General features: G+C 55.7%; 10 protein-coding genes. 6 read left to right on the forward strand and 4 right to left on the reverse strand.

Annotation, left to right across the window (positions count from 1 at the left end; all coding sequences use genetic code 11):
* The first annotated feature begins 1 nt into the window (after position 1).
* The 6 genes from XI08_RS20260 to XI08_RS20285 are packed head-to-tail and all read left to right on the forward strand — an operon-like array spanning position 2 to position 6,310.
* Entirely contained in the window at positions 2–862 is an 861-nt protein-coding gene (locus XI08_RS20260) for a carbohydrate ABC transporter permease (RefSeq protein ID WP_271575679.1), read from the forward strand.
* Positions 859–1,800 carry a ribokinase gene (locus XI08_RS20265; RefSeq protein ID WP_271575680.1) on the forward strand — a complete coding sequence of 314 codons (942 nt, stop codon included), beginning with the start codon at positions 859–861 and terminating at the stop codon, positions 1,798–1,800. Before XI08_RS20260 ends, XI08_RS20265 begins: the two co-directional genes overlap by 4 nt.
* The gene (locus XI08_RS20270) at positions 1,797–2,567 is read left to right on the forward strand and encodes an SDR family NAD(P)-dependent oxidoreductase (protein ID WP_271575681.1); all 771 of its coding nucleotides are present in this window, start codon (positions 1,797–1,799) and stop codon (positions 2,565–2,567) included. Before XI08_RS20265 ends, XI08_RS20270 begins: the two co-directional genes overlap by 4 nt.
* The gene (locus tag XI08_RS20275) at positions 2,560–3,387 is read left to right on the forward strand and encodes an HAD-IIA family hydrolase (protein ID WP_271575682.1); all 828 of its coding nucleotides are present in this window, start codon (positions 2,560–2,562) and stop codon (positions 3,385–3,387) included. Before XI08_RS20270 ends, XI08_RS20275 begins: the two co-directional genes overlap by 8 nt.
* The gene (locus XI08_RS20280; RefSeq protein WP_408912997.1) at positions 3,387–4,499 is read left to right on the forward strand and encodes an ABC transporter ATP-binding protein; all 1,113 of its coding nucleotides are present in this window, start codon (positions 3,387–3,389) and stop codon (positions 4,497–4,499) included. Before XI08_RS20275 ends, XI08_RS20280 begins: the two co-directional genes overlap by 1 nt.
* A gap of 56 nt (positions 4,500–4,555) precedes the next feature.
* Positions 4,556–6,310, forward strand: coding sequence for a phosphoenolpyruvate hydrolase family protein (locus XI08_RS20285; protein ID WP_271575683.1), 1,755 nt, complete (start codon positions 4,556–4,558; stop codon positions 6,308–6,310).
* Position 6,311: 1 nt separating this feature from the next.
* Here the strand turns inward: XI08_RS20285 and XI08_RS20290 are convergent, their stop codons facing one another.
* From XI08_RS20290 to XI08_RS20305, 4 genes are all read right to left on the reverse strand, one after another.
* Positions 6,312–6,932 (reverse strand): hypothetical protein, encoded by a 621-nt coding sequence (locus XI08_RS20290; RefSeq protein WP_271575684.1) that lies wholly within the window; start codon positions 6,930–6,932, stop codon positions 6,312–6,314.
* Positions 6,933–7,342: 410 nt separating this feature from the next.
* Positions 7,343–8,248, reverse strand: a complete 906-nt coding sequence (locus XI08_RS20295) for an NAD(P)-dependent oxidoreductase (protein WP_271575685.1) — start codon at positions 8,246–8,248, stop codon at positions 7,343–7,345.
* A gap of 3 nt (positions 8,249–8,251) precedes the next feature.
* Positions 8,252–8,932: an HAD family hydrolase gene (locus XI08_RS20300; RefSeq protein WP_271575686.1), complete on the reverse strand. Its 681-nt coding sequence runs from the start codon at positions 8,930–8,932 to the stop codon at positions 8,252–8,254.
* Positions 8,933–8,934: 2 nt separating this feature from the next.
* The gene (locus tag XI08_RS20305; RefSeq protein ID WP_271575687.1) at positions 8,935–10,521 is read right to left on the reverse strand and encodes a hypothetical protein; all 1,587 of its coding nucleotides are present in this window, start codon (positions 10,519–10,521) and stop codon (positions 8,935–8,937) included.
* Positions 10,522–11,193 lie beyond the last annotated feature (672 nt).

Here is an 11,193-nt window from a genome sequence, read left to right on the forward strand (position 1 = left end):
AATGCGCTTCAATCGCTCAACGCCCGCAAGCTTGTTCCTTAATGGACTGGTTCTTGTCTGTACGCTCATCCTGACATTTCCGCTGGTCTGGATCGTGATGATGTCACTGAAGCAGCAGGGCGAGGTCATGACCTGGCCGCCGCGCTTTGTCTTCACTCCAACATTTGAGAACTTCCGCGTTTTGTTCGATGCCGCCCAGGCCGGGGCGACAAGCTACGGCACCATCAAGGTTGATTTCCTGACGCCGGTCGCCAATAGCGTCGTGATATCGCTTGGCGCGGTGCTCGTGTCGCTGATCGCCGGCGTGCCCGCAGGTTACGTCTTGGCAAGGCGTGATATCCCTAGGAAGGAGGACATCGCGTTCTTCATTCTGGGCTTCCGCTTCGCGCCGGCACTCCTTGTCGTCATACCGCTGTTCAGCGTGTTCCAAACAGTTGGCCTTTATGACACTTATTTCGGCATGATCTGGGTTTATCAGGTCGTCACGCTGCCAATGATCATCTGGCTAAGCCGATCATATATCGAGGACATCCCAAAGGACATTGAGGAGGCGGCGGCCATGGATGGTGCAAAGCCGTTCCGTGTAGTCTGGCACATTGTTCTTCCGCTTCTAAAGCCCGGCCTAATCGGCGCTTCATTGCTCATTTTCTTGCTTGCCTGGCACAATTTCGCTCTCGGCCTGATCCTCAGTTCGACGAAAGCACCGGTCACCGTCGCCCTGCTCAAGCTGCTTAATCCAGGCGTTCAGTTCTATCCGGTCATGGCTGCGGGTTTGGTGGTGACCATGATTGTGCCGGTCGTCCTGATAATCCTTGGCCAGCGTCATCTCGAACGTGGCCTTACCTTCGGGGCCGTGAAATGAGCCCCAGACCATTGATGTTCTTCGGAACGACCAATCTTGACCTCTGCTTCAACATCGAGCGGCTTCCAACGCCGGGTGAAAGCCTGATGGGAAGCTTAAAGCAGAATGCGGGAGGCAAGGGCGCAAATCAGGCGGTCGCCGCCGCTCGATTGGGGCTTCGGCCGAGCTTCTACACCCGGCTTGGCGATGATGACGCTGGCCGATCGTTGCTGCAAGCGCTGCGTGAGGCAGGTGTCCGCCTTGATGCCATTGAGGTATGCCCGGGGGAGATATCCGGTTCTGCTCTTGTCCTCGTCGGCGACGACGGCTCCAACATGATTGTCATAGACCCGGGAGCCAATGCAAATGTCACTCCGAGCATGGTCGAGAAGGCGGCCGAATTCATTGAGCGGGACGCAATCGTCGTTGCCGAAATGGGCATGCCGGTCCCCGCGCTCAATCATCTTTTTGCATTGAAGAGCGTCAAGGAATTCGATCTCATTTTCAACCCAGCCCCCGTGAGGGTGGGCCTGTCGCCCGCGGCGTGGAGGAGTGTCGATTTCGTCACACCAAACCAGACGGAAGCTTTCGAGCTCACCGGTGTCGAGGTGCATGACTTCGACGGCGCCGCTCATGCGGCTGGAAAGCTTCTCGATCTCGGGCCGAAAGCAGCGCTGATCACGCTAGGTGCGCAGGGAGCCTACTACGCCGATGCCAGCGCGACTTTCGCGCTCCGGGCATTTCCTGTGAAGGTCGTTGATACGACCGCGGCGGGCGATGCCTTTAATGGAGCTTTCGCAGCCTCTCTTGCTCATCGGTTGCCGATACGAGAAGCGATCAAAAAAGCGCTCGCGGTTGCCGCCTTATGTGTGACGCGACGCGGTGCTCAAAAATCGATGCCTAGCAGTTGGGCCGTCGACGAATTTCTGAATTCTCAATCGATCTTGGAGTTGGAATGACCGAACAGTTCTCAGTTGCAGACAGGACCGTGCTTGTGACCGGTGCAGGTGGAGGCATTGGCTCAGCCATAGCTAATGCTTTCCGTCAAGGCGGTGCGAACGTCCTGGCAACCGACGCGAATATGGAAAACCTGCGAGACATTCTGACTCGTTTGCCGCACGGCAATGGCATCCTGCCGATGAGCATGGATGTGTCACGGGAAGATGATGTCGGCAGGGTGCTTGATGAGATCGCCAAGCGCTTCGGCAGGCTCGATGTCCTGATCAACAACGCCGGAATAAAATCGGCTCAGGCGCTTCTGACCGGAAATGCCGATCGAATCGAAAAAACCATCCAGATCAATTCCGTCGCAGTGCTTCGTTGCGCGAAGCTGGCGATCGAGCGCTTCATGAAGAGCAAGGGCGGCCGCATCGTCAATGTCGGGTCCTCGTTGTCATCTCAGGGTGCTGTTTTCAACTACCAGGCTGGCGGCGCCGACTACTGCTTGTCAAAAGCCATCGTGCACGATGTGACAAAGCTGCTCGCTTATGAATGTGCTCCGTTCAAGATCAACGTCAACGCGATTGCTCCCGGGATTATCGATACACCCATGCACGGGCGTCCGCGAGAGGAAACCGAAGCGCGCCATAGTGGCCGAATTCCGCTGGGCCGGGTCGGACTGCCGGAAGATATCGCAGGGCTTGCGGTGTTCCTGGCCAGCCCCGCAGCTTCCTACATGACCGGGCAGATTGTCCATGTGAACGGTGGGATGCTGATGAATGGTTAGCGTCAGCTCTAATATCAACTGGCCGCCGATAGAAGGGATTATCTCCGATCTCGATGGCGTCGTTTATCGTGGCGGCACCGCAATTGCGGATGCCATAGAAGCGTTTACGAGATGGCAGAAAGCAGGCGTGCCATTCTGCTTTGCGACGAACAATTCAACGCATACCCCGGAGGACGTCGTCGGCAGGCTGAGAGGATCTGGTCTTTCGATCGCACCGTCTCAGGTCGTTACAAGCGCTATCACCGCCGCAGAACTCGTTCGAACTAATTATCCACACCTAACGCGAATCTATGTCATCGGAGCTCCCTCGCTTGTAACGGCCATGCGGGATGTTGGGCTGGAGGTCACTGACCGAGCGCCTGAAGCCGTTGTGATGGGGCTTGACCGGGATATCACGCATGAGAAGCTGCGAATTGCGGTTGCGTCGATCCTCAATGGAGCTGTGTTCATAGGAACCAATCCCGATCTGCTGCTGCCGACGGCGAGCGGGTTCGAACCTGGCGCTGGTGCGACCATTGCAGCTGTGGCCGCTGCTACGCAAGTGCAGCCTTCGATCGTTGGAAAACCGCAGGTGCCGATGATCGAGACAGCGCTCTCACGCCTCGGTACGAAGCGCGGGTCGACCATCATGATCGGAGATCAAGTTCCTACTGACATTCAAGCCGGAAAGAGGGCGGGTCTTGCCACGGTGCTTGTTACAACCGGCGTGCCAACGCGTCAGGATCCGTCCTTGATGGCTCCCGACTTCATCGTATCGAGCTTGCGCGAGATTGAGGTAAGTGCTGCTCGCGCGGCTCAACCGCGACAGAGGAGGGCATAATGGCCGACGTTCGCCTGGAGGGCCTCAAGAAGACTTTTGGGACAATCGAGATCCTGCGTAACATCGACCTAACTATCGATCACGGCGAATTTGTCGTCTTCGTTGGTCCGTCCGGGTCGGGCAAATCCACGCTTCTGCGCATGATTGGCGGGCTCGAGCCCATCAGCGGTGGGCGGCTCCTCATCGACAATGAGCTCGTCAACGACATCGATGCGGCCGATCGCAACCTCGGCATGGTCTTTCAAAGCTACGCTCTCTATCCGCATATGACGGTGAAAGAGAACCTGGCCTTTCCCCTGCGCATGGCCAAAGCCGCGAAAGCCGAGATCGCTGCCAAGATAGCCAAAACAGCATCGCTATTGCAGATCGACCATCTATTGGAGCGCAAGCCTCGACAACTTTCAGGAGGGCAACGCCAGCGCGTCGCAATCGGGCGCGCCATCATGCGAGAACCAAAAGTGTTCCTGTTTGATGAGCCCCTGTCCAACTTGGACACCGAGTTGCGCGTGCAAATGCGTGTTCAGATCGCCAAGCTCCACAACCAGCTCGGAAATACCATGATCTATGTGACGCATGACCAGGTCGAGGCGATGACCATGGCCGACAAGATCGTCGTCCTCAAGGACGGCAACATCGAACAGGTCGGCAGCCCCCACGATCTTTATCACAATCCGGCCTCGCGCTTTGTGGCAGGATTCATCGGCTCGCCGAAGATGAACTTCCTGGACGGCAAGGTCGAGGCAGCTCACGAAAATGGCCTAGACGTGCGACTGGAGGCCGGTTCTACAATCTTCGTTCCGGTCCAGCCAGACCAAGGCCTGGTTGGCAAGCCGGTCACCGTTGGAATTCGCCCGGATGACTTCTCCTCGCCGGCACCCGGGCAGCAGGAGATCTCTATTGGGCTCGACGTGGATTTCGTTGAGCATCTCGGTAACGTCACATACATCTACGGTGTTGCTGGAGATGAAACGGTCGTTGCCAGGGCGCCACAATCCGGCTCGCGCAATGGCGCCGGAAAGCTCACTCTCTCAGCTGCTCCAGCCGATTGCCACCTGTTCATGAGCAATGGAAAGGCGGTACGGCGGTTGCAAGCGCCTGCGACTTGGAGCTAGTCTTGACGTCAGCCGTGCAATGATGCCGGCTCAGGATCGATACTCGGACGGCTGAGGTGAAGGGAGCCGGCATCAGGCAGTTCTTCCGGAATTCCCGCTCGTTTGTGCTTGGAGCAGGAATCGGGTCGGGCATGACCGCTAGGGCCGCCGAACGCGCAGGCGCAGACTTCGTGCTCGCGCTCAATGCTGGCCGTTTTCGCGCGATGGGCGGGTCTTCGCCCGCCTCAATTCTTCCGATACGAAACACGAACGAGTTCGTAGCTAGTTTTGGTCGAACCGAGATCCTCCCGAGCACGAAATTGCCGGTGTTTTTCGGCGCCTGTACCTTCGATCCGCAGCTCGATATCGACCGCTTTCTCGATCGCTTCATCGGGTGGGGCTTTTCCGGCGTAACCAACTTCCCTTCCATTATCCATATCGATGACGTCAGAAGGGCACTTCTCGAGAAGTGTGGGCTCGGCTATGAGCGGGAAATCGAACTTCTGGTGAAGGCGGCAAGACGTGGCCTCATGACGGTCGCCTATACCCGCACTCAGTCCGAAGCACGACGTATGGTTGAAGCGGGAGCTGAGGCGATCTGCATCAACTTCAATCTCAATCGGGAGTACGAAGGCGGGACCGACCCATCCATTAGCCTATCGGAGCTGGCTGCGCGGACAAGCGCGGTCGTGCGCGCGGCTCAATCTATCGACAAGGGCGTGATCTGTTTGCTTGGTGGCGGACCGATTACGAAGCCGGACGAATTGCTGGACATATGTCGCGAAACAGGTGTTAAGGGGTTCATCGGCGGCTCATCGCTCGATCGCGTCCCACTGGAGATGTCGGTCCTTGAGGTTACCTCCGGGTTCAAGACCATCCACTTGCTGCGCGAAAAAGTTGATCTGCTCGAGCGCCAACTTCAGTTGAGCGGCTTCACCCACGGCATCGTTGCACAGTCCTCAAGCATGAAGCGTGTGCTAGAGACTGCAAGGCGCTTGGCTGGTAACACCAATCCTGTGCTGGTGTGGGGCGAAGCGGGATCAGGCAAGCGACGCATAGCCAGCCTCATTCATGCCTTCAGCGACCGAAAGCACACGAAGCCGGCGCTGTTTCAGTGTCGCCGCGGTCCGGCGATCGATACGATTGGTGCGCTGTTGGGCTCCGAGGGCCATGCGAACAGGAAACGACAACTATCGCTTCTGGAAGCCGCGAGCAATTCTACGGTTTTGCTGATGCATGTCGATCAGTTGACCTCGGATGGGCAAGAGCGTCTGGCCGACTATCTCGAGACGGGTAGTTTCACGCCCCTGTACGGCGTATCGGTTCTAAGATCGAATGCCCGCATTGTTGCAACCGCAACTGTAGCTCGCGGAGCCGGTTTGGAGAGTGTTCTATCTCCACGCCTTCTTTCACTCTTTGTTGGGTTAGACATAGAGCTTCCCGCTTTGCCGAACCGGCTGGAGGACCTTCCGCAGCTCATTCAGCATTTTACCGTAGAGGCCAAGGGGGATTCGAACGCTCAGATTTTGGCGATAGAAAAATCCGCGTTCTTAGCGCTGGCAGGCCATCATTGGCCCGGAAACTTGAGAGAATTGCGCCAGATCGTCAATCAACTTGTCGCACAGAAAGATGCTCACATAGTCGCGGAGGTACTTAAGCCGTTATTGAGTAGTGGAGTACACCCGAAGCCCACATCGGCGTTCTCGGAGCGCGAGTGGATCATCGAGGGCCTGAAAAGAAACAGGCTGCATCGCGGAAAGACTGCTGATTTTCTAGGACTTTCGAGAAAGACACTTTACAACAAGATGAAGAAATTGCGGATCTTAGAGTAGCCTATTCTCGCTTTTTGCGTCCAGTTTCCTTCGAACTCGTCACACCCGACAGCGAGAACTGTGGTATCGATAATTCCTGTTGGCCACCGCTGACCAACTCCATCTCGTCCTCAATCCTCATCGCAAGATCCTCTTCCCGCACATGCAATATACCTTGCAGACTGGAACTAAGTCGCCTCTCGGCCACCGTAATTTCGGATTCCGTAGCAGCAGCGAACATCGTTTTGAAGTTTAGGCTTGCGAACCATTCCATACGCCGAAGTTCGATCTCCCGGCCTGGACTTAACGGTATGCCAACCGTCGGCCACTCAATGATCGATGCAGGTGGGAAATTAACCACTCCGGAAATTCCCGCACCTTTCAATAAGTCCCGAAAATCTTCCCAGCAGGCGAAAGGGTCTATCATGACCATCGCCGCATAAACGTGAACGCATCCTTTGTCGGACAGGGCTCGCAAGTCTCGCAAAAGGCAGTCGTTCCAGTCAATGACAGGCAACGTTGCCATCACAAGCAACGATCCTTCTGGCAGGCTTCGCAAGGAAGGGGCGTAGATCCGCAGCGGCGAGCCATTGACTGCTGCCGAGACATCGGTGGCAAGCCTGGAGACAACTTTAGCCTTCACGATTCTATCCGATCTGCTCATCTCGGAATCGTACCCCTTCTATAGACGATTTTCGATCTAATGTAGACCAGCGTTGATCCGAGCGGGAGCGGAATCGTCTCGATACTAAGCGCGGCGGGCAACTCAGGCTCCCCCCGCCCGCCGGTGAGTCATTCTTAACAAAGGCCGCAGAGACGCGGCCGCCGGGCGCTGAACGGCCAGATCCGAACATGAAATAGGCCGCCCAGATTGCTCTACAGGGCGGGCGATGCCGCGCAATCCTTCGCAAAAAGGAGAGGCTTGCTTTTCAAAGACGCGATCGCGCCGAAGCGCCAATCGCAACGAGACGGCGTCTTGAATGTACTCTCGCAAGCCACCAACCAGAAGCAGGTGGACAGCAACCTTGCCTCGGGTCCCAGAGGTCTAAGAGTTTATCTGTGAGACAAATGAGGTAGCGTCAGTTCGGCTTTTCCGTCCAAGACCGCGGCATTTAAGCTGGCGGCAGCAGCAGACAGGACTGGCACCGAAACTGAACTTTCGTTTGCTAGGCGTACTGCACACTCAATATCCTTTGCAGCATTCGCGATGGAGATCGCCAGTACATCAGGTTTCTCGCCCAACAAAAAGGCAGCGAAGGCTTGGAATATTCCGCTATTGGTGGAGCCACGACTAACCAAAGAGCGAAGCGTCACAAGATCGATGTCAAGACCATTTGCGAATTGGCAGACCTCTCCTGCTACCGCCGCTATTCCCATCGTCATGCTGTTATAAACAAGCTTGAGCTTGTGACCTTGTCCAACATCTCCGACATGAAAAACGCTCTCACAAAATGCACTGAGAATGCCTTCAGCAACCGGAAAAAGAGCGTCACTCGATCCAACGATCGCGTTGAGAAGGCCAAACTCCGCTTGCTCGGGGCTCCGAGTTACTGGGGCGTCTATGAAGTGCAGGCCACCTTTTTGAGCCTGCTGGGCTAGAGCGATTGTCGAAGCAGGATAGGAGGTGGTGCAGTCAATTATCAAATCGCCTCGAGACAAATGAGCAAAAAGCCCATCTTGCGCAAGGCACACTTTCTCAACTTCGCGGCTCGACGGCAAAGACAACACCACAGCACTTACCTGCCGCGCCAACTCAGCGATGGAGGAAAGTTCACGGGCACCCGCGCTGGTCAAGCGATCCGCACCGGCACGATTCTTGTTGGCTTTGATATGCAACTCGACTTGCCGACGCAATAAGCTCAGCCCAATTCCGGTGCCCATACGCCCGACTCCGACAAGCCCGACTTTTTGCTTCGCCGTTTTAGCGCCGGCGTTCGGTGGTGGTTCTTCGCCAATCATGATTCATACACCCCGGAAAAACCCGTGACTTTGTAAGATGGGCAACAATTCATGATGGTTGGTAATCGTGTAGTCTGGACACGCCGCGCGCAAGCGCGCGTCCGAAACAAATCCCCCTGTAATGGATATGCTCTTCAGTCCGAGATCGCGTGCAATGTCCATTTCGACCGGCATGTCGCCGATGATGAAGGTACAGCCAGGATCTAGTCTGTTCTTCTGCAGGTACAAACGAAGTCGTTCTCCCTTGCTCATGGACTTGTACTGAGTGGCGCGACTTTCAAAAGCCAGCACATCCTTGATGTAGTCGCTAATTCCGAGTCTTATCATTTGGGACCGAAGGGGGGCAACTATATGATTGCTCACGATTATGGGCAGAGCGGCTTCGCGGTGCGCTAGCTCCAACATTCTGCGCGCGCCTTCGCGCAGAGCGGCCTTTTCCGCAAGAGGTTCGTAGGTATCATGAAAGACAGCACTCCCATTGCGGTCCACGGCCGCAATCTCTTGCTGCGACATCCCGAGACTACGATAAAGAATAGACAACGGAACGTCGCAGTGTTCCCGAAGCGTGGCCATGTCGATCGTTGCATGGCCAAAGTGGGCTAGAATAGCGTTGGTGGTTTGGAGCAGCGCGGAGGCATCATCTAGCAATGTTCCATTCCAATCGAAAGCAAGGACTGGTTTCACTATCAAACCTCTCGCTCGATTGAATTCAAACAGGCAGTGCTGCCGACCAATGCTCGCAAATTCCTGTCTGCTCGTTGCTGTCCCGCAGGAGTAGGCATGTTGAATGTAAAGGGAGACAAATCGAAGCCCGCCAATCTGTGGGCTAGTAACGATACTAGGAGCTGGAAGGGCAGATAGGACAGCGTGGCTGCGTTGATGCATGCCGCCATACTATCCTCGATGCTTCTCAGAACTTCCGGCTTCATCCGGTGAAAGCGGAGGCTTTGCGCGCGCTTTTCGGGCGGCAGGCGCTTCCATGTCTGCCAAAATACGAGCTCTTCTAGTGTGTCGATACCGATGCCGTAGTAGTTCGGAGCCACGATCGGCGGCGAACCGATTGCCCAATGTACGGCCGTGGCTCCAGCGGCAAGGAGCATTCGCGTAACGGCTCGACTCGTATCGCCACGAATGAGAGCCTCGTCGACCATTATTATTGTTTTTCTAGAGAGGTCAGGCTCCGACACTCGGTACTTTTGAGCAATGCGAGACTGTCGTTCCTCCAGAGTGCCGATAAGGGTTCGTTCAACAAATCGCGTTGCAATGACTTCGCGACGCTCGGCGAAAACGTTGTGTCCGGCGAGCGATGCAAACAGCCCGTCCGCGTACGGGCCCCCCGTACGCGGCATGGAGGACACAATTATAGGCGTTGAGCAGGATTCTGTTTGCAGTCGCTGCGAAACAGGTCCGCCCAAGGCGACGCCGATGTTGTAGCGGGTTTTGAAATGTGACTGGCCTTGGATCGTCGTGTCTGAACTTCCCAAATAGAGGGTTTCGTATGCGCAGAGTTTGGCCGTGTATCGCCCATTGCTTACGGAATGATCCCTGCTACGTCCGGTTTGACCGTCTACATACTGTATGTGTCCGGGCGAGAGTTGCTGCGTCGTACCTTCAAAAGCAGTAAATGCGGAATCTTCGGAGGCAAATAGCAAAAACCCGTCACTTGTTCGCATGGTCTCCAAAGGGCGCAAACCGCTTTGACTGCGGTATGCGACAAGGTTTCCTTCGTGGTCCAGAACGAGCGCGCTAATGGCGCCATCAATGCGCCCATCAAGCTCGCGAAAGACGGCTTCGTAATTGGTGGGGAGGCTGTGGCGCCAATACTTTTGTTCACAGGAACGTTCAATCCATTGGAGCAGGATCTCAGCGTCGCTATCAGGAACTAACGGTTGCCCTTGACCAAACAATTCTCCTTGGAGTTCTGCGGCATTGACCAAAGCTCCATCCAGAGAGATTGCTAAATGGTGGCTGACACCCTCATTGCTTTTAATTAGGCGAAGGTTGCCATTGCTGCGGGATCGGGCATGGATCTGGGCGATTGCGACATGAGGACGAAAACTCGATTCCTGTTCAATGGGCTCTATACGCACTGAGGCGCGCGATGAAGGAAGCGCTGTCGCATATCGAATGCCACGCTTGTACATGAACGCAGCAACTCCGACGCCGGCCTGTCCACGAAGTGTCAGTTTCGAAACAATGTGTTCGAGGCGTTCGTAGACGGTCGCGCTGGGAATTCTTGGCGGACATAAAAACGCACCAGCGACACCGGACATTCACGTTTCCTCTTGGTAGAACTGCCTCGTTGCCCGCAAACGGGCCGACGCATCTGGTCTAAACGGGGCTGCCTCGCGTTAAGCAATCATCGTACCAATGGTTGCGAGCTCGGCAGACACGCCACCGGAGCAATGCGACTGAAACGTCGTGGAGTTTTTTTCCTGCCGGGATGAGCTTTGTTGTCTGTATCCCGACACTCGTGTCCTGACTGCGACGAGTTAGTGCGAAGAGCACAAAGCTAACCAGATGGTGTCGCCCTTAGCGCAGTCTACGGATAGCTTGCGTGCGGCTTACTTGCGGCAGGTAGAGGACGTGACCAAATCCAGCGCGGCCGTGCTCGTTCAAGGCCTGCTCAGTACTTGGCCGGAACCAGCTACCGACATCATTGATTGATCAAGAGCGTGTTGCTGGCAATGATCGGCGGGCGATCGGTGCGGTCAAGCCTATCTGGAAATAGTCGAGCGTACAGAGCGCTGACCAACATCTTGCGGTCGTCAATAGTCCTGCGGAGGCAGCGCTCGCTTGGGGCAGAGCTATCGATTGTTATCAATTACGAAAGCAGCTTCGGAAAACTGAGCATTGGCAAGACTCACTCCACGTGCCCTGGATGAAGAGACGTCCTTCCGAACGGTCGTGAAACTCTAAGACCGAGTCATTTGTTGCTCAGCCCA

Source organism: Bradyrhizobium sp. CCBAU 11361 (genome assembly GCF_028128935.1).
GTDB lineage: Bacteria > Pseudomonadota > Alphaproteobacteria > Rhizobiales > Xanthobacteraceae > Bradyrhizobium > Bradyrhizobium niftali.

Coding starts and splice junctions, on each gene's coding strand:
- XI08_RS20260 (WP_271575679.1), top strand. CDS start 2: ATGCGCTTCAATCGCTCAACGCCCGCAAGCTTGTTCCTTAATGGACTG.
- XI08_RS20265 (WP_271575680.1), top strand. CDS start 859: ATGAGCCCCAGACCATTGATGTTCTTCGGAACGACCAATCTTGACCTC.
- XI08_RS20270 (WP_271575681.1), top strand. CDS start 1,797: ATGACCGAACAGTTCTCAGTTGCAGACAGGACCGTGCTTGTGACCGGT.
- XI08_RS20275 (WP_271575682.1), top strand. CDS start 2,560: ATGGTTAGCGTCAGCTCTAATATCAACTGGCCGCCGATAGAAGGGATT.
- XI08_RS20280 (WP_408912997.1), top strand. CDS start 3,387: ATGGCCGACGTTCGCCTGGAGGGCCTCAAGAAGACTTTTGGGACAATC.
- XI08_RS20295 (WP_271575685.1), bottom strand. CDS start 8,248: ATGATTGGCGAAGAACCACCACCGAACGCCGGCGCTAAAACGGCGAAG.
- XI08_RS20305 (WP_271575687.1), bottom strand. CDS start 10,521: ATGTCCGGTGTCGCTGGTGCGTTTTTATGTCCGCCAAGAATTCCCAGC.